The following is a 17,737-nucleotide window of genomic DNA, read 5'->3' on the forward strand; positions in this document are numbered from 1 at the left end:
AACAAGATTGCTTCACGTCTAATCGGCTATTCACTGTCGGAAGGGTTTTCAGACGGCCTGTAACGGACTGAAAAACCATCCTTATAACGCATATCGACATACTCGATACGACTTTGTTTTTTACGCAGCAGCGATGGCCAAATCTGGGCAAACTGCTGCAAACGTTTGATTTCGTTTTCACGCCCCAAGCGCACGGTAATGCCGTTGTTCAATACAAGCAGCCATGCCGACCGCGGCGTGTAGATCAATTCTTTGATGGTCAGTTTCAACGGACTCAAAATACCGGAAAAGTCCGCATAATGTTTGACCATGTCTTTGCCTGTCCCCTGCTGCCCTTCAAATATAGGCAGGTCCTGTTTCAGGCTTGCGGCAAACACATTGCCCTTACTGTCGACCAAGCCGCCAGCGCGCCAATGCGCAACCGGTACGCGCTCGGTCAGGATAATTTCCACTGTTTCCGGAAAACGGCGGCGTACCATTGCCGAGTCAATCCAAGGCAACTCCTGAAAAGCGGCCTGCGCCGAATCAATATCGGCGCGGAACATATTACCCCTGATATGCTCTCGTGCAACAGTTTGCAATTCTTTGTTGGAAGCATATTTCAGCTTACCCTGAATGGCAATCTGTTTCACAGGGAAATATTTTGAATTGTAAAGCCAAGCTATGCCCGAACCTATCAGTAGAAAGGTCATCAGCACCAATAGCCGGCGGGTCAGCCGACCCAGTGCGCCTGCATCATCCCACATGAGCGGTCTTCAAAATCTCAATACATAAATCAGCAAAATCTACGCCGGTATGGGCTGCAGATTTTGGCACCAAACTGTGGCTGGTCATGCCAGGCAAGGTATTGATTTCCAAAAGATACAGCTTACCGTCCGTATCTTTTAGGAAGTCCACGCGCGAACAACCGTCCGCACCAATCGCCTGCGCGCCACGTACGGCCAGTTCGCGCATCAGGTTTTCCTCCGCCTCGCTCAAATCTTCCGACGGGCATTGATAAACTGTATCGTCGCGGTTATATTTGGCTTCGTAGTCGTAAAACTCAGTAGCCGGAATAATATGAATGCTCGGCAAGCCTTTGCCGTTCAATACCGGGCAAGAATACTCGCCACCGCCGATAAAGCGTTCGGCAATGATTTCGCCCTGCAAGTGTTTCAATTCTTCATAAACGCTTTTCAGACAGCCTTTTTCTTTTACTTTTACCACGCCGACGCTGCTGCCTTCTGCGGCAGGTTTCACAAACATCGGCAGGCCCAATTTTTCTTCAACAGCATCAAAGTCGCTGTCGTCATGCAATACAGCAAACTCAGGAACAGGCAAACCCACGGCCTGCCAAATCAGTTTGCAGCGGTATTTGTCCATACCCAGCGCGGAAGCGGCCACGCCGCTGCCGGTGTAAGGAATACCCATCAGTTCCAACGCGCCTTGAATCGCGCCATCTTCGCCGAAAGTGCCGTGCAGAATATTGAAGGCCGTCTGAAAACCTTGTATTTTCAATTCAGACAACGGGGTTTCTTTAGGGTCGAACGCATGGGCATCGACGCCTTTGCTTTTCAAGGCAGCTAAAATAGCGGCGCCGCTGTCCAGCGAAACTTCGCGCTCGCTGGAGAAGCCACCCATCAACACGGCCACTTTGCCAAAATTCTGCATAATTTCCACTTTCTTAAATACTGATACAGGCCGTCTGAATATTGTTCAGACGACCTATCTGTCCTCAAAGGCCAATATGCCTGTTTATTATGATTGTTTCGACAATTCCACCAATGCAGACGGAACGCGGTTAATGCTGCCGGCACCCATATTCAGAACGACATCGCCATCCTGCAAAACGTTCAGCAGCATTTCGGGCAAGTCGGCCACGTTTTCGCAGTAAATCGGCTCAAGTTTACCCAATACGCGGATGGCGCGCGCCAAGGCGCGGGAATCGGCTGCGGCAATCGGCTCTTCGCCTGCGGCATAAACTTCGGTCAACACCAGCGCATCAACGGTATTGAGGACTTTGGTAAAGTCTTCAAACAAATCGCGTGTGCGAGTATAGCGGTGCGGCTGGAAGGCAAGCACCAAACGTTTTTCCGGATACGCGCCGCGTGCGGCGGAGAGGGTCGCCGCCATTTCGACAGGATGGTGTCCATAATCGTCCACCAAAAGCGCGGTTCCGCCGTTGGGCAACTTGATTTCGCCGTATTTTTGGAAACGGCGTCCGACGCCTTCGAAACCAAGCAAGCCGCGCTGAATCGCTTCGACGGATGCGCCGACTTCCAGAGCCACGCCGATGGCTGCCAAGGCATTGAGGACGTTGTGTCTGCCAGGCATGTTCAACACGACTTCAAACGGCGCTTGTTCATGTCCTTTCATTTGAACATGAACGGTAAATTTCATTTGCGCGCCGACGCTTTCGATGTCGGTCGCGTAAATATCGGCGGTATCGTCTAAGCCGTAAGTGGCGTAAGGTTTGCTCACTTTGGGCAAAATCGCGCGGACATGTTCGCTGTCGATACACAAAAACGCTTTGCCGTAGAAAGGCATACGGTGGATGAAATCGACAAACGCTTGATGCAGTTTTTCAACGCTGTGTCCGTAGGTATCCATGTGGTCTTCGTCGATATTGGTGACGACGGACATAATCGGGGTCAGATGCAGGAAGGACGCATCGGACTCGTCGGCTTCGGCGACGATGTATTCGCCTTTGCCCAAACGGGCATTGGTACCTGCGGCATTGAGTTTGCCGCCGATCACGAAAGTGGGGTCGAGACCTGCCGCACCGAGGATGGAGGCGGTCAGACTGGTGGTCGTGGTTTTGCCGTGCGTACCGGCAATGGCGATGCCGTCACGAAAGCGCATCAATTCTGCCAACATCAGCGCGCGCGGAATCACGGGAATCTGCTGTTCCAAGGCGGCAACAACTTCAGGATTATCTTTTTTGACGGCGGTAGAGGTAACGACGACATCCGCACCATTGACGTGTTCGGCGGTATGACCGGGATAAACTTGAATACCCAAGCTGCTCAAATGCTCGGTAACGGCATTGCGCGCCTGATCCGAACCGGAAACTTTAAAGCCCAAATTGTGTAAAACTTCGGCGATACCGCTCATGCCGACGCCGCCGATACCGACAAAATGGATGTTGGTGACTCGATTTTTCATCATAATGTTGCGTTCCGGTGGATTTTCGATGCGTAAAGGCGTTATTTTAAAGGGCTATCCGCTTCTGCGCCATAGTTTTCTTGTAAATTAAAGATGTTTTGGCATACAGGATTTCACATTGGTTGCAATATGGGTAAAAAAGGGGCGGCACTTGGCGGTGAATCTTTGCTATTTTGCCTATTTTTAAACTTGATTTCAGCTACCAAAACACCAGCAAAAACAAAATATAAGGTCGTCTGAAAACCGTTTTCAGACGACCTCGTGCTTATCAACTGGATGGCACTTGTATCCTCATCAAGCGCATATCCAGTTTACGCCGTCCCCACGCGGTCGCATACAAAAGGCGCAAAAGCCACGGATAACGCGGTTTGCAGACGCTGCTCAAACCGGCTTCTTCAATAATTTCCACACCCGGCATCAGCCGCAAAATGTCGTCCACTCCGCTTATCGCCCAGCGGAACTCGGGCGGTTTGTCCATTTTACCGAGCGCGTCGTGGTGTTTGCTTTGTCCGATGTAGGCTTTGGGGATAGTGTCGAAGGCAAGTTGGGCGTGCGGCAGACGGCGGGCAACCTGTTTGAAAAAGTCCTGCACCTGCGTTTCTTCGAAATACATCAACACGCCTTCGATCACGAGCAACACGGGTTTGCCGTGCGCTGCGACGGTGTTCATCCACGCTTCGTCAAACATGGACGCGCCCAGATAATGATTGTCCGATTCAGGCAGCAGCATGCGCCGCACTTCAATCACTTCCGGCAAATCCAAATCATACCAAGTGGTAATGCGCGGCTTGCCCAAGCGTTCGTAACGCGCATCCAGCCCCGCGCCGATTTGCACGACGACGGCATCGGGATGTTCGGCGATAAAGTGCCGGGTCATATCGTCCAACAGCTTCGCCCGCCCGCAACAGCCGACCTGCGATGCTTTGGCTTTGGCAAACTTGCCGAAGTCGTAGTCAATCTTGTCCAACATCCGCACGGCTTCGTCATCACGCAAAAGCGGCTGCGCCCTACCCTGCTCTACGGCCTTTGCCCACAGGGGAATCAGCATGGTACTGGACAGGACAGAAACGGTTTCGGGAGAGATTTTTGCAGACATGGCAGCCTCCAATGAGAGAAATTCCTATTTACATCATACTCCCGCACAATAAGGCTGCCAAGTTGCAAAAAGATCGTCTGAAACCCGTTTCTTGGTTTTCAGACTACCTCTGTTTCGTTCATCACATTATGTCATCATGCCGTACACGCGATGGCGGCTTCCGCCACATCGTCCGCACTGTGCGGCAACGCCAACGTACGGGCATTTTTTGCCCATTTCAGGCATTTTTCATGGTTCAAGCCGCCAAGGATTTCGGCCAGTTTTTCTGCCGTCAGTTGAGTTTGAGGCAACAGCAAACCAGCTTCGGCCTGCACCATAAAGCGCGCATTGGCTGTTTGGTGGTCGTCCACTGCATACGGATACGGCACCAGCAATGCACCCAAACCGGCAGCCGTCAGCTCGGCAATTGTCAGCGCACCGGCACGGCAAATCACCAAATCGGCATCACGGTAGGCAGATACCATATCGGTAATAAATTCGACGCACTCGGCCTGCACACCCAACGCATCGTAATCCGCCTGCAAGTTACCCAATTTATTGCGGCCGGACTGATGATACATTTGCGGACGGGCAGACTCAGGCAACAATGCCAAAGCCTGCGGAACGGTTTTGTTCAACACATCCGCACCCAAACTACCGCCCACCACCAAAACTTTCAGACGGCCTTGACGGTTTTCAAAGCGTTCTTCAGGAACAGGCAATGCCGCAATATCGGCACGGACAGGGTTACCCACCAATCCGCCTTCATGTTGAAAGGCTTTAGGGAAAGCGTACAAAACACGTTTTGCCCAACGCGACAGTTGGCGGTTGGATAAACCGGCTACGGCGTTTTGCTCATGAATCACAATCGGCACACCGGAAATTTTTGCCGCCAAGCCGCCGGGGAAAGTAACAAAACCGCCGAAACCGATGACGCACTCGACGCGGTGTTTGCGGATAATCCGCTGCGCTTCGCGGACGGTTTTATACAAAGTAAACGGCAGCATCAGCTTGCGTTTGATGCCGTTGCCGCGCACGCCTTTAATCGCCAGCGTTTCAAGCAGGATGTCGTATTGCGGCACGATGCGCTCTTCCATCGAGCCTTCGCTGCCCAGCCAAATCACATGATGGCCGCGCGCGCGCAATGAATCTGCCACCGCCAGCGCAGGGAAAATATGGCCGCCGGTGCCGCCCGCCATCAACATGAAAGTTTTACTGCCCATGATTTACTCCACTTGGTAACCGCGCATTTTTTTGCGGTTTTCATAATCGATACGCAACAATAAGGTAACGCACACCAGCATAACGGCAACCGCCGAACCGCCGTAAGACATCAACGGCAAAGTCAGACCTTTGGTGGGCAGGATACCGATATTGACACCGATATTGAAGAAACTTTGAATACCTATCCAAATACCGATGCCGTTGGCGACATACGCGCTGAACATCAGTCCGGAATCACGCGCCTGCTTACCGATGGAGAACGCACGCATCACCAGCCAGCCGTAGCAGAACACCAAAATACACATCCCGACAAACCCGAATTCTTCGCCGATAACGGCAAAGATAAAGTCGGTATGCGCCTCAGGCAGGTAGAAGCGTTTTTCCAAACTCGCACCCAAACCCTGACCGAACCATTCGCCGCGCGCAATCGCCATCAACGAATGCGTCAACTGATAGCCTTTACCCAAAGGGTCACCCCAAGGATCCAAAAATGCGGAAACCCGCGCCATACGGTAGGGTGCCGCCAAAATCATCACACCCATCCCCGCCAGCACGCTCAGTACCAATACGGCAAAATATTTCCAAGGGAAACCCGCCAAAAACAGCATACCCATCGTAATCGACACAATCACGACAAACGAGCCGAAATCAGGTTGCGCCATCACAAAAACCAAACCCAGCGCAATCATCACGATAGGCAGCAGGATGTTTTTAAACTTCTTCAGCTTCTGCCAAGTTTTCTGACGCGCTTCCTTGCTGAACGGACACAGGAAAGCATTGAACAAACCGACAAACAGCGGTTTCAAACCCAAAGAGTCCATACTGCGCAACACTTCCTCGCGTCGCGTAAACAGGCTGGACAAATACAAAACCGTCGCCAGTTTGAACAACTCGGTCGGCTGAAGATTGACCGGCCCGATATGAATCCAACGCGTCGCCCCGTTGATTTCACGGCCGACAAACAACACCACCACCAGCAAAATCGCAGAAAAAGCAAAATAAAACGGAATGATTTTCCGCCAAAAACTCATGCTCAACAGCGACAGCCCGAGACAGCCCAACACACTCGCGCCGACAAACATCGCCTGCTTGCTGACAAAAGAAAATTGATTGCCGCCTTCCGACGCGGCATAGGCAATCGACGCAGAATAAATCATTACCAAGCTGAAGGCGGTCATCAAAATAACCATCCACAACAGTGACACATCGAATTTCCGACCGTCCAAAGAAATCGGGCGGTCGAGAAGTTTGGAAAGACTAATCATGAACAAACATCCGTATGCGGGCAGACGAAAAAAAATCCGCCCCAGAACAAAGCGTTCAGACGACCCTCCGCCTAATCGGAACATCGGAGGTCGTCTGAAAAAATATCGTGAATCAGAAAAACGTCATTCTAAAGGTTTCTTGCCAAAGCAACAATTCAGATTCTTTAAAGACAGTCGGATTCCGGCGTTCTTTGCGCCCTCCCCTACCCATCACAAACGCAAAAAAGGTCGTCTGAAAACGTTTTTATGTTTTCAGACGACCTTATAGGCTACCTTTAAAACGGCAGCAATTTGGGCAATACGGTTTGCAGATAGTCTTGAAATTCGGGCGCATCCACTTCGCTGCCAAAACCGCCATTGGCGAAAATGTGGCGAAGATACGCGATAAATTGCGTATTTTGCGGAGCGTACAGCACTTTACCATCCACACTTGGCTTGGTGCTTAATGCGATTTCATAAGCACTGCTGCCGCTTACATTGTCTTTGTGGTAATCATCGGGCGAGAATGGCAAACCAATCGGGCATTTTGGGTTTTCCGCAAGCAATTCTCGGGTACACTCCAGCCACTCGTTATCTTCGTTTTCCACCTCTTCCAAAACAAAATCTATGCCGTACACACACAAAGGGTCGGCATATTCCCACATAATTTCAGGATATTCGTCATAGTTCCAGATAAAGTTGATTTCGCCGACAATCCGGTAGAAGTATTGCAGCGAAAGGGGAATGAAACCGACAGGCTGCACAGCTTGGACAAGGCGGCGGATATGTTCGTCCGCATCAGGCAGGGGCGGCATAATCACGTTATCGCGCCATTGGTTGAACCGATAGCCGAACTGCGGCAAGGTGTCCGCGACGATATGCGCGTTGTGCAGCACACGCCGAAAAGTTTCGGTAAGCAAGCAATTGATTTCCGCTGCTGCTTCGGGTTGAAAGGCTTTTTGCCGCAATCGGGCGATGTCGGCATAAACTTGGCTGTATTCGCCGTTCAGATAGCGTTGGTAGAAAGACAAGACAAAATTCCTTCAGTTTGTTATAGAGGATGCAATCCGTTTTACTGATACAGACCGCTTTTTATCCAATGCAAACCCTAAGCCAACTGCGGTATTTCCGCCCACGGCTGTATCTGTTCCAACTGCGCGGCGAGGCTAAGCAGCGTGTCTTCGCGCCCGTGTGCGGCGGCGAACTGGGTACCGACGGGCAGCCCGTGATGCCGGTAAAGCGGCACGCTCATGGCGGGGTTGCCGCTCATGTTCAGCGGCGACGTATAGCCGACGTATTGCAGCGCGGCAGTGGCTTCTTTTTCCAAAAACAGGTTGTTTTTCAACAGGAAACCCAAGCGCAGCGTGCCGCACAGCAGGCGCATGGCTTTTTGTGCGACGGGCGGCGGCATCATCTCGCCGATTTTCGGCGTGGTTCGCGGGCAGACGGGCGTCATCAACACATCGTAGCGCGTAAAAAATGCTTTGGTGGCACGTTCCTGCGCCAACATCACGTCGCGCGCCCATGCCATTTCGCCCGCGCTGATTTGCCGACCCTGCACAATCATTGCCCACGTTGTCGGCTCAAGCAGGCGGTGCGGCAGTTTTTGTCCGGTTTCGTATTGATATTGGTAGAACAGTTTTGCCGTTTCGCCCATGACGATGACGCGGGCGGCGCGGTTGAGCTGTTCGGGTGGCGCAAAATCGGGCGTGGCTTCTTCCAATTCGTGTCCCGCATCTTGCATCAGTTTCAAACTATGGGCGAACGCGGCTTCCGTGCCTTCGTCGTTGCCGCCGCCAAACCATGTCTGTTTCCAAAAAGCGATTTTCAGACGACCTGTTTCTTGTTTCAGGCTGTCTGCAAAACCGTTTTCGGGCGGCGGCGGGCAGGCATACAGGGCGCGCTCTTGGGTTCGGGCGGCGATGTCCAGCAAAACCGCGCTGTCGCGCACGCTGCGGGTCAAGACATGGTCGCATACCAAGCCTTGCCACGCTTCCGATGCGTTCGGCGCGTAACTGCTGCGGCCGCGCGTGGGTTTCAACCCGAACACGCCGCAGTTGTGCGCGGGTAAGCGGATGGAACCGCCGCCGTCGCTGCCGTGTGCTGCGGGTACGACGCCCGAAGCCACTGCCGCAGCCGCGCCGCCGCTGCTGCCGCCCGCGGTGTAATCCAAATGCCACGGATTGCGCGTGATGCCGTAAATTTCGGTTTCGGTAACGGCATACGCGCCCCATTCGGGCGTGGTGGTTTTGCCGAATACGCGCAGCCCCGCATCGAGATAGGCTTGAGTCAAATCGCTGTTTTGCTTGGCAATGTAATGCTGCATCATGCGCGAACCCGACCATGTCGGCGCGCCTTCCCAATCCGCCAGCAGGTCTTTGAGCAAAAACGGCACGCCCGCCAGCGGCGTATCGGCATTTTCAGACGACCCCTGCCACGCCGCCGCGCGTTCGCGCAAATCGTGCGCCAACAGATTGAGCTTGGGATTGACTTCGTCCAAGCGGTTTAAAGCAGCCTGCAACACTTCATCGGCGGACACTTCTTTTTTGCGGATCAGCTCTGCCAAACCGACGGCATCGTAACGGATGTAGTCTTGAAAATTCATGGGTTTTCCTTTCGGATTGATCAACACACGTTTTGTCGGTCAGGCATGACTGCCCGCCGCCTCGCCGTTTGCCCGCATAGGCAATTTTTAAGAAACAGTCACACCGGATAAAGGAAAGGAACAAGTTTGCCGCTGCTGTAAAAAGGTCGTCTGAAACCGCCTTGACGTTTTCAGACGACCTTTGAGGCGATGGCGCACAAGGCTTACGGCAAAATCTCAATTTCCGCGTTGTGTTTCACGCTGCGGTAGAGTTCGTCGATTTCCTCGTCCGTTACCGCGATGCAGCCGTCGGTCCAGTCTCTTTGCAGATGCCTTTTGCCGATAGAACCCCAGCCGTTTTTGATGCCGTGGATTTTAATCAGCCTGCCCGGGCTTTTGCCTTGTGCCGCCGCGTAGGCTTTGTCGGCTTCGTTAGGGTAGGAAACGCCGAGGTTTTTATGGTAGCCGCTGTTGGGATTACGTTCATTGATGCGGTATTTTCCTTCGGGCGTTTTGCCGTCGCCTTCAAACTGTTTATGCCCGACCGGTTGCTTGCCCAACGAAATGGGATAGGTTTTCAGCAGCCTGCCTTGCGAGTACGCCGACATAGTGCGTTTGCTTTTATGCACAACCAATCTGTCGATAACTGCATCTTCAGGCAACGGCGTTTCGCTTGGCATAGTAACGGTTGTCGTGGAACGAATCGGCGCGACAAACCAAAACACCGAAGCAGCGACAGCCAAAAGTACGACTGTCGCCAAGCCGATTTTCAACCCGACTTTCATCTTTCAGACGGCCTTACAAAGCTTTGAACGCTTCGATAAACACTTCCGAACGGTGTGCATAGCCTTTGAACATATCAAAGCTCGCACAGGCAGGGCTGAGCAACACAATATCGCCCGCTTCGGCTTGGGCGTATGCCGTCTGAACTGCTTCTTCCAAAGTGGCGCAGTTGGTCATATTCAGACCGCAGCCGTCCAAATCGCGGCGGATTTGCGGCGCATCGACGCCAATCAGGAACACGCCTTTTGCCTTGCCGGCAAGCGCGTCGCGCAGGGGCGTGAAGTCCTGCCCTTTGCCCATGCCGCCCAAAATCACGAAGAGCGGATTTTGCAAACCGGCAATCGCGGCGGCGGTCGCGCCGACGTTCGTACCTTTGCTGTCATCGATGAACACCACGCCATTTTTCTCGCCGATTTTTTCGACGCGGTGCGGCAGGCCTTGGAAGGTTTTGACGTGTTCGAGCAATGCTTCGCGCGGCAAACCGACGGCTTCACACAAGGCAACGGCAGCCATGACGTTGGCGGCGTTGTGCAGACCTTGCAGCGGGATATCTTGCGTGGCAATCAAATCTTCATTGCCTTGTTTTAGGCGGCCTGTCTCATGTTCCAACCAAAAATCGGCTTTATGTTCCAACGAAAACCATTTTACCTCGCGTCCGGCACGCTTCATCGCGCGGCAGAACGCATCGTCCGCATTCAAAACCTGCACGCCATCGCCACGGAAAATCTTATCCTTGGTATGTGCGTAATCGAGCAGGTTGTCGTAGCGGTCGAGATGGTCTTCGGAAATGTTCAGCACCGTCGCCGCAGTCGGGCGCAGGCTTTCGGTGTTTTCCAGTTGGAAGCTGGAAAGCTCCAACACCCACACGTCCGCCTTTTTGCCTTCACGCTGCAATTCTGCCTCCAAAACCGGCGTGCCGATATTGCCAGCGATGACAGTATCCAGCCCGCACTTGATGCAGAGATAGCCGACCAGGCTCGTTACCGTGGTTTTGCCGTTGCTGCCGGTAATCGCAATCACCTTGTCGCCGCGGCGGTTCACAATGTCCGCCAGCAATTCAATGTCGCCCAACACGCGTCCGCCGTTTTGCTTGAACGCCTCGATATCCGGCTGACGCTCGCTGATACCGGGGCTGAGCGCCAGAATATCGAAACCGTTGTCCAGCGCATCTTTCAGACGGCCTGTGTAAAACACCAGCCCGTCAAACATCTTACCGATTTGCAATACACGCTCGGCTTTCAGCTCCGCATCATAAGCAGCAACCTCCGCACCGTTTTTGCGCAGATAGGCAATCATGGAAATACCCGTACCGCCAAGTCCGGCAACGAGGATTTTTTTATTTTGAAAAGTCATTTTGGTTTTGTCCTAAAACAAATCATATTGAGTAGGAAGATGTCCGCTCCTGCTCAAGCCGCTTTCAGACGGCATCGCGGGCTGTTCAATAACCTGCCTTCAGGCGTTGGTAAATGTCGCAGCCGTCTTGGTCTCCGTTTTGACAAGCCTTACCAAACCATTCTTGAGCGAGCGCAAGGTCTTGGCGCACGCCGCGTCCTTCGGCATACATCACACCCAAATTGAATTGGGCACCAGCATGCCCTTGTTCTGCAGCCCTACGACACCACTGCACCGCCTGTGTATAGTCTTGACGGACTCCTTGCCCGTTGGCATACATCAGACCCAAATTAACTTGGGCATCGGCATTCCCTTGTTCTGCAGCCCTACGATACCACTGCACTGCCTGTGCATAGTCTTGACGGACGCCTTGCCCTTGTTCATACATCAGGCCCAAATTAACTTGGGCACCAGCATACCCTTGTTCTGCAGCCCTACGATACCACTGCACTGCCTGTGCATAGTCTTGACGGACGCCTTGCCCTTGTTCATACATCAGGCCCAAATTAACTTGGGCACCAGCATACCCTTGTTCTGCCGCCTTGCGATACCACTGCACCGCCTGTGCATAGTCTTGACGGACGCCTTGCCCTTGTGCATACCCATTGCCCAAATCGGTTTGGGCTTGGACTAATCCCTGCTCCGCTGCCTTACGATACCATCTGAACGCTTCGGCATAGTCTTGACGGACGCCTCGCCCTTGGTTATACATATCACCCAAATTATATTGGGCTTGGACTAATCCCTGCTCCGCTGCCTTACGATACCATCTGAACGCTTCGGCATAGTCTTGACGGACGCCTTGCCCTTGTTCATACATCAGGCCCAAATTAACTTGGGCTTGGGCATCCCCTTGTTCTGCCGCCTTGCGATACCACTGCACTGCCTGTGCATCGTCTTGAGGGACGTCTTGCCCGATGGCATACATCACGCCCAAATTATATTGGGCATCGACATTCCCTTGCTTCGCAGCTTGGAGCGTTTCCTGAAAATTCGGTACGCTATCCGCCCACACTGCTTGGTTCAAGCCCAAGGCAATCAGGGCGGCTGCAAGCCATTTGACTGTCTGTTTCATGTTTTCTCTCCTATTTCGGTGAGAGGCGGTTTTTCAGCCGCGGTTAACGATAGGACGGGACAGATTGCCGCCGCAGGTTTATTGCGCGTTCAAATGCCGTCTGAAAGGTGTTCAGACGGCATAGGTTCAGCGGATTTTGAGGGTACTCAAACCAATCAGCACCAAGACGATGGTGATAATCCAGAAGCGGACGACGACTTGGGTTTCTTTCCAGCCTTTTTGTTCGTAATGGTGATGAATCGGCGCCATCAGGAAGATGCGTTTTTTGGTGCGTTTGTACCAACCGACTTGCAACATAACGGAAATGGCTTCAACAACAAACAGGCCGCCCATGATGACGAGGACAAATTCTTGGCGTATGATGACGGCAACGGTACCGAGCGCTGCACCAAGCGCGAGCGCGCCGACGTCGCCCATAAAGACTTGTGCCGGATAGGCGTTAAACCACAAAAAGCCGAGACAGGCGCCACACATGGCGGTACAGAAAATCACCACTTCGTTTGCACCGGCAACGTAAGGCAATTGCAGGTATTGGGCAAATTGTGAATGGCCGCTGGCATAAGCAAAGATGGCAAGGCCGGCGGCGACAAGTACAACGGGGAATGCGGCCAAACCGTCCAAACCGTCGGTCAGGTTAACGGCATTGGATGTGCCGACGATGGTCAGGTAGGACAATACCAAGAAGCCGACTACGCCAAGCGGCAAGGCAACTTGTTTGAAGAAGGGAACAATCAGGATATTGTTGGCAGAGTTTGTCGCAAGGTAGAACAATGCCAAACCGGCGATGATGGCAACGCTGGACTGCCACACCATTTTGAATTTGGCAGACACGCCGTTAGGGTCTTTATAAACCACTTTGCGCCAGTCGTCGTAAAAACCGAGTGCGCCGGTAGCAAGCAGGACGCCTAAGAGAATCCAGATATAAGGATTTGCCCAGTTGCCCCACAAGATTGTGGACACGGTAATGGCGGTCAAAATCAGCGAGCCGCCCATGGTTGGCGTACCGTTTTTGATCAGGTGGGTTTGAGGGCCGTCAGTACGGACGGCTTGACCGACTTTAAGCGCAGTCAGCTTGCGGATGGTCCACGGACCCAACAATAATGAAAATACCAGCGCAGTCAGCGCAGCCATCACGGCACGGAATGTGGTGTATTGAAAAATATTCAGACCGGTTAACCAGTTACTGAAATGTGCGAGCCATAAAAACATGGGGCTTCCTTTTTTGTTTTTGTTGTTACAGTGGGCTTATTGCCCAATTAAAAATAAATCGGTATGCCGTCTGAAATTGCAGACGGCCTTGTTGAGTAAGATTATTTCTCTACCACGCAAATCGGATAGTTTCCAGGATTCTTTCCGCCGCCCAAGTCCAAGCAGGTATCTTCATAAATAAATGCCTGTACTTTCATTCCAGCATAAAACGCGGCAATCAGCAAACCAGCCAATAGAAAAATCTTTTTCATATTTCAGACGGCCTTTTACGCGGTTGTTGCTACCAACGCTTCGACCACTTCTTCCATCTTCATAAAGCGCGAGCCTTTGACCAATACAGTAGCGCGTTCAGGCAAATTGTGGCTCAACACTTGAATCAGCGGATCTTTGTCTGCAAACCACAAACCTTCCGCGCCAAATGTTTCTGCCGCTTCAACGCTGTTGTCGCCGACAAAATATGCGGCCTCGATGCCTTTATCCCGTGCATACGCGCCAACTTCGGCGTGCATGGCTGCGGCCTCATCCTCACCCAATTCGCCCATGTCGCCCATCACAAAAATACGCGGCGCGGGCATAGCGGCGAGTACATCAATGGCGGCTTTCATGCTGTCGGGGTTGGCATTATAAGTATCGTCAATCAAAGTTGCATCTTTAATGCCTTGCTTGATATTCAGACGGCCTTTGATATTGCTGAAATTTTTCAGGCCGTCTGAAACTTCGGCAAGACTCAAACCTGCCGCCAAAGCCAGAGCCGCCGTCGCTACGGCATTATGCACATTGTGACGGCCGGGGACTGGCAATACCACGGCAACACGTTCATTGCCACGCACCAAATTAAATTCGCAAGACAACGGTTTCAACTCAATATTTTCCGCATGGATATCGCCACTGGCAACGCCGAAAGTCTGAGCGTTTAATTGTGCAGTAGCAGCTTCAAATGTAGCGATGTTGGCATCTTCGCACGGAATCAGTGCAATGCCGTCTGAAAGCAAGCCTTCGTAGATTTCACTTTTGGCTTTGGCAATATCGCCGACACCATCAAAACCGCAACCGACATGCGCGCGCAAAGCGTTATTGACCAAAGCAACATTCGGACCGGCGATTCTGGTCAGCAAAGATAATTCGCCAAAATGGTTCATACCCATTTCAATGACGGCATAGCGGTGTTTTTCGTTCAACTTCAACAAAGTCAGTGGTAAGCCGATATGGTTGTTGAAATTGCCGGTAGTCGCCAACACAGCTTCATCACCAAATCGATGACGCAATACGCCGGCCAACATCTCTTTAACCGTCGTCTTGCCGGAAGAGCCGGTAATACCAAAGACAAACGGATTCACATTTTCACGCCACGCCTTCGCCAGTTTTTGCAAAGCCACAAGCGTATCATCAACCTTCAACGCGCCTTTCAAAGCCGCACAATCTTCGCGCGACACCACAACCGCCGTTGCCCCCGCTGCCAACACATCTTCAACAAAGTCATGCGCGTCAAAGCGCTCACCGGCAAGCGCGAAAAATACGTCGCCTTCTTGAATATCACGGCTGTCTGTAACAATACGAGAAACGGGTTGATTTTCAGACGGCATTGGAAGGCCGAGAGTTTGACAGATGAAATTTAAGTCTAGTGGTTTCATGGTTTCTTTCGTTTGTTTTTTTCAAACAGACATTTTGTTGCAAAGGCATTTTACACTTTGGCAGAAGGCAGCAACTCTTCGACGAGCACCTTTAAAGCGCGCCTTCCTTCTCGATTTCTGGTACTGGGATGAGGTGCTCGGTAACATATTATTTCCTTATCACCTTCAAAAGAAAATTTCTCCAGTTTTCCCTTATTCAAGCCGTTTATGCCTTGACCCGAGCCGGACAAATCAGGAAAGCACTCCCTCCGCGCCGCTACGCCGCCGTCTCCGCTTACGAAAAGAATAATCTGTGGCTTTAAAATTTCAATTTGGGCACGTAACAATTTACAGGAAAGTGTTTTTATATCTTCGAACCAATCCGAATGCTTAGGATGTTTAGTTTTATAGTCCACCGCAAAAATATTAGCCCACAAGATGCCTTCATTCCCACTTCGCTTAGCAACGTTACGGACGAAATTGAAAAATGTTGCTCCTTTTGTGTTTCTTTTTAAATCCCCAGTCAAATTCCGCCAAATAAAATCTTTGCTTAACGACATCAGTTGCCTTACATTTTCGGCATGATATTCATCAAATTTCTTGCTATCGTACCAACTTCGTGTTTCTCGACCGACAATCAGAATTTTATGTTCTGCGCTTTCATAATGCTCAGGGACAAAGCCCAAATGGATATTGGATAATTTATTGTCTTTATTGCTAATTGCACGCAACAAGTTCTGATGTTCCGGTTTGTTTAAAATCTCTACATACTTATTCAGCAATAATTCTTGTAAATCATTCACTTGACGTATTCCTGTACTATTGAAACCGATTTTCCCACACTCAACTACCGATTTTTCCATACTCTTGATAATCGGAGAAACACAAGATGATGGTTTTACCGTTTTTACGATAAGGGTGGCAGAGGCTGTAATGACCGTCTTCCGCTTCATAGCGCATTTCCTGGGTTTGTCTGGCAAATACTTTTTGCAGGTATTCGCGCTCCTTCAAATCCGGGGAATAGACATAGTCCGTTTTCTTGACTGCTACTTTCTCACCATTTCGATTCACGACAAAATTATCGCTACCTTCTGCATTCTGATTGGTGGCAGGCACGACTTCGTCACTCAGGGTAAGACGGGAGGAGTCGGCTGAAAAAGCCAGATAAACCGGTTTGTTGTCGATCTTATCCGGCACGATAATCACGGCAGACTTAAAAGACGAATTGTCTTTAGCCATCAAATCCAGGATTTCCGACGTTTTTCTGATATACGCCAAGTCAAAACGGTAATCAGCCAACGCATCTATTTGAACAGGATTGTCTTTGACGATACGCACCGACGATTGGATTAAGATGTCGCGTTTTTGTTGAATTGTCAGGTAATTGCCACCGAACAACAATGCCGCCAACAAAGGAAATACTGCCAACAACAAATATAAGGTTTTCCGGCCGCCTTTGCTTTCTTCCTCTTGTCCTCGCTCGGCAATACGGGTCAGATTCAACATGATGTTCAGCATCAGCGTACCGCCCATCACAGCAAAAATCCCCAGAATACTCATCAAGAAAATTTCTGTAATGTGTTCGCGGAACACCTTGAGTCCGAAAACTTGAATCAATATCAGCGCGAACACCCAGTACACCAGCAGCACGACTGCCACCATACCGACGATATTCGTTGCCTTAACCAATTTCTTTGCGTTCATACTCTCAAATCTTGTTCAGACGGCCTATCTGCTCTGATTAATCAGCGGATACGGATTCACCGCGCCGCTCGGCAGATACACGCCGTAATGCAGGTGGGCCGGTGTGGTTCTAGCGTTGCCGGTTTTACCGACATAGCCGATGACCTGCCCTTCTTTTACTCGTTCATACAGACGGATACGGGCAAATTTATTCAGGTGGGCATAGTAATGCCACGCACCCGGCCCTTGGATACCGATAACTTTACCGCCCAATCGGTTGCGCCCAATTTTGGTTACGATACCGGGCGTCGTACTGCGTATCGGCGTATTTTTCTTAGCAAAAATATCCACACCTTCATGCCTGCGCCCCTGACTGCGCGCCGCGCCCCAAGTGTCGTCAAAACGCTTGCCTTTAACAGGATTCGGCAGGCTTTGCTCGACCGGAGGCTGTTGCGCCCTCAACTGCTCGATTTCTGCAGTAGGACGCGGAAGTTGTTTGGTTGTACAGCCTGCGAATAAAACTACGGCTGCACTGATTAATAAGGTTTTTATCGGCATTTTCAGCATCAAATCGGTCTCCTTGTTGTTCAGACGGCCTTGTTAAAAAGTCTTCTGAAACAAACAACTGTGATGGGTTTAATGGCTGACGTGCCGTAATGCGTGTGTCGTATTGCTTTTATTGTATATGTTTAAATCTTTTTCAGACGGCCTTAA

17 protein-coding genes are annotated in these 17,737 nt (G+C 51.3%); all 17 read right to left on the bottom strand.

Annotation, left to right across the window (positions count from 1 at the left end; all coding sequences use genetic code 11):
* Positions 1–26: 26 nt before the first annotated feature.
* A complete protein-coding gene (locus tag FAH66_RS07330; protein ID WP_137041177.1) occupies positions 27–746 on the bottom strand; it encodes a cell division protein FtsQ/DivIB in 720 nt (239 codons plus the stop codon).
* Entirely contained in the window at positions 736–1,650 is a 915-nt protein-coding gene (locus FAH66_RS07335) for a D-alanine--D-alanine ligase (RefSeq protein WP_137041178.1), read from the bottom strand. The genes FAH66_RS07330 and FAH66_RS07335 overlap by 11 nt, the downstream gene beginning before the upstream one ends.
* An 87-nt stretch (positions 1,651–1,737) precedes the next feature.
* Entirely contained in the window at positions 1,738–3,147 is a 1,410-nt protein-coding gene (gene murC / locus FAH66_RS07340) for a UDP-N-acetylmuramate--L-alanine ligase (RefSeq protein WP_167480327.1), read from the bottom strand.
* 265 nt (positions 3,148–3,412) lie between these two features.
* Entirely contained in the window at positions 3,413–4,240 is an 828-nt protein-coding gene (locus FAH66_RS07345; RefSeq protein WP_137041179.1) for a class I SAM-dependent methyltransferase, read from the bottom strand.
* 134 nt (positions 4,241–4,374) lie between these two features.
* Positions 4,375–5,442, bottom strand: coding sequence for an undecaprenyldiphospho-muramoylpentapeptide beta-N-acetylglucosaminyltransferase (gene murG / locus FAH66_RS07350; RefSeq protein ID WP_137041180.1), 1,068 nt, complete (start codon positions 5,440–5,442; stop codon positions 4,375–4,377).
* Positions 5,443–5,445: 3 nt separating this feature from the next.
* Positions 5,446–6,708: an FtsW/RodA/SpoVE family cell cycle protein gene (locus FAH66_RS07355; RefSeq protein ID WP_137041181.1), complete on the bottom strand. Its 1,263-nt coding sequence runs from the start codon at positions 6,706–6,708 to the stop codon at positions 5,446–5,448.
* 275 nt (positions 6,709–6,983) lie between these two features.
* Positions 6,984–7,718, bottom strand: coding sequence for a hypothetical protein (locus FAH66_RS07360; protein ID WP_137041182.1), 735 nt, complete (start codon positions 7,716–7,718; stop codon positions 6,984–6,986).
* A 77-nt stretch (positions 7,719–7,795) separates the two neighbouring features.
* The gene (locus FAH66_RS07365; protein WP_137041183.1) at positions 7,796–9,292 is read right to left on the bottom strand and encodes an amidase; all 1,497 of its coding nucleotides are present in this window, start codon (positions 9,290–9,292) and stop codon (positions 7,796–7,798) included.
* Between the two features lie 203 nt (positions 9,293–9,495).
* On the bottom strand, positions 9,496–10,056 hold the full coding sequence (locus FAH66_RS07370; RefSeq protein ID WP_137041184.1) for a L,D-transpeptidase family protein: 561 nt from the start codon (positions 10,054–10,056) through the stop codon (positions 9,496–9,498).
* A 13-nt stretch (positions 10,057–10,069) separates the two neighbouring features.
* A complete protein-coding gene (gene murD, locus FAH66_RS07375; RefSeq protein ID WP_137041185.1) occupies positions 10,070–11,407 on the bottom strand; it encodes a UDP-N-acetylmuramoyl-L-alanine--D-glutamate ligase in 1,338 nt (445 codons plus the stop codon).
* Positions 11,408–11,492: 85 nt separating this feature from the next.
* Complete coding sequence (locus FAH66_RS07380) at positions 11,493–12,521, bottom strand: SEL1-like repeat protein (RefSeq protein WP_137041186.1); 1,029 nt, start codon at positions 12,519–12,521, stop codon at positions 11,493–11,495.
* A gap of 126 nt (positions 12,522–12,647) precedes the next feature.
* Positions 12,648–13,730, bottom strand: coding sequence for a phospho-N-acetylmuramoyl-pentapeptide-transferase (mraY, locus tag FAH66_RS07385; protein WP_003685861.1), 1,083 nt, complete (start codon positions 13,728–13,730; stop codon positions 12,648–12,650).
* 101 nt (positions 13,731–13,831) lie between these two features.
* Positions 13,832–13,981, bottom strand: a complete 150-nt coding sequence (locus FAH66_RS10840) for a hypothetical protein (RefSeq protein ID WP_003685853.1) — start codon at positions 13,979–13,981, stop codon at positions 13,832–13,834.
* Between the two features lie 15 nt (positions 13,982–13,996).
* Positions 13,997–15,361 carry a UDP-N-acetylmuramoyl-tripeptide--D-alanyl-D-alanine ligase gene (locus FAH66_RS07390; RefSeq protein ID WP_137041187.1) on the bottom strand — a complete coding sequence of 455 codons (1,365 nt, stop codon included), beginning with the start codon at positions 15,359–15,361 and terminating at the stop codon, positions 13,997–13,999.
* A 50-nt stretch (positions 15,362–15,411) separates the two neighbouring features.
* A complete protein-coding gene (locus FAH66_RS07395) occupies positions 15,412–16,143 on the bottom strand; it encodes a uracil-DNA glycosylase family protein (RefSeq protein WP_003685898.1) in 732 nt (243 codons plus the stop codon).
* Between the two features lie 40 nt (positions 16,144–16,183).
* The gene (locus FAH66_RS07400; protein WP_137041188.1) at positions 16,184–17,044 is read right to left on the bottom strand and encodes a peptidase; all 861 of its coding nucleotides are present in this window, start codon (positions 17,042–17,044) and stop codon (positions 16,184–16,186) included.
* A gap of 24 nt (positions 17,045–17,068) precedes the next feature.
* A complete protein-coding gene (locus tag FAH66_RS07405; protein WP_003685925.1) occupies positions 17,069–17,590 on the bottom strand; it encodes a M23 family metallopeptidase in 522 nt (173 codons plus the stop codon).
* Positions 17,591–17,737 lie beyond the last annotated feature (147 nt).

The organism is Neisseria subflava (genome assembly GCF_005221305.1).
Lineage (GTDB): Bacteria > Pseudomonadota > Gammaproteobacteria > Burkholderiales > Neisseriaceae > Neisseria > Neisseria subflava.

What these genes read in the sequence shown, in the direction of transcription:
- FAH66_RS07330 (WP_137041177.1), bottom strand. Translation starts at nt 746, where the DNA reads ATGTGGGATGATGCAGGCGCACTGGGTCGGCTGACCCGCCGGCTATTG.
- FAH66_RS07335 (WP_137041178.1), bottom strand. Translation starts at nt 1,650, where the DNA reads ATGCAGAATTTTGGCAAAGTGGCCGTGTTGATGGGTGGCTTCTCCAGC.
- murC (WP_167480327.1), bottom strand. Translation starts at nt 3,147, where the DNA reads ATGATGAAAAATCGAGTCACCAACATCCATTTTGTCGGTATCGGCGGC.
- FAH66_RS07345 (WP_137041179.1), bottom strand. Translation starts at nt 4,240, where the DNA reads ATGTCTGCAAAAATCTCTCCCGAAACCGTTTCTGTCCTGTCCAGTACC.
- murG (WP_137041180.1), bottom strand. Translation starts at nt 5,442, where the DNA reads ATGGGCAGTAAAACTTTCATGTTGATGGCGGGCGGCACCGGCGGCCAT.
- FAH66_RS07355 (WP_137041181.1), bottom strand. Translation starts at nt 6,708, where the DNA reads ATGATTAGTCTTTCCAAACTTCTCGACCGCCCGATTTCTTTGGACGGT.
- FAH66_RS07365 (WP_137041183.1), bottom strand. Translation starts at nt 9,292, where the DNA reads ATGAATTTTCAAGACTACATCCGTTACGATGCCGTCGGTTTGGCAGAG.
- FAH66_RS07370 (WP_137041184.1), bottom strand. Translation starts at nt 10,056, where the DNA reads ATGAAAGTCGGGTTGAAAATCGGCTTGGCGACAGTCGTACTTTTGGCT.
- murD (WP_137041185.1), bottom strand. Translation starts at nt 11,407, where the DNA reads ATGACTTTTCAAAATAAAAAAATCCTCGTTGCCGGACTTGGCGGTACG.
- FAH66_RS07380 (WP_137041186.1), bottom strand. Translation starts at nt 12,521, where the DNA reads ATGAAACAGACAGTCAAATGGCTTGCAGCCGCCCTGATTGCCTTGGGC.
- mraY (WP_003685861.1), bottom strand. Translation starts at nt 13,730, where the DNA reads ATGTTTTTATGGCTCGCACATTTCAGTAACTGGTTAACCGGTCTGAAT.
- FAH66_RS10840 (WP_003685853.1), bottom strand. Translation starts at nt 13,981, where the DNA reads ATGAAAAAGATTTTTCTATTGGCTGGTTTGCTGATTGCCGCGTTTTAT.
- FAH66_RS07390 (WP_137041187.1), bottom strand. Translation starts at nt 15,361, where the DNA reads ATGAAACCACTAGACTTAAATTTCATCTGTCAAACTCTCGGCCTTCCA.
- FAH66_RS07400 (WP_137041188.1), bottom strand. Translation starts at nt 17,044, where the DNA reads ATGAACGCAAAGAAATTGGTTAAGGCAACGAATATCGTCGGTATGGTG.
- FAH66_RS07405 (WP_003685925.1), bottom strand. Translation starts at nt 17,590, where the DNA reads ATGCTGAAAATGCCGATAAAAACCTTATTAATCAGTGCAGCCGTAGTT.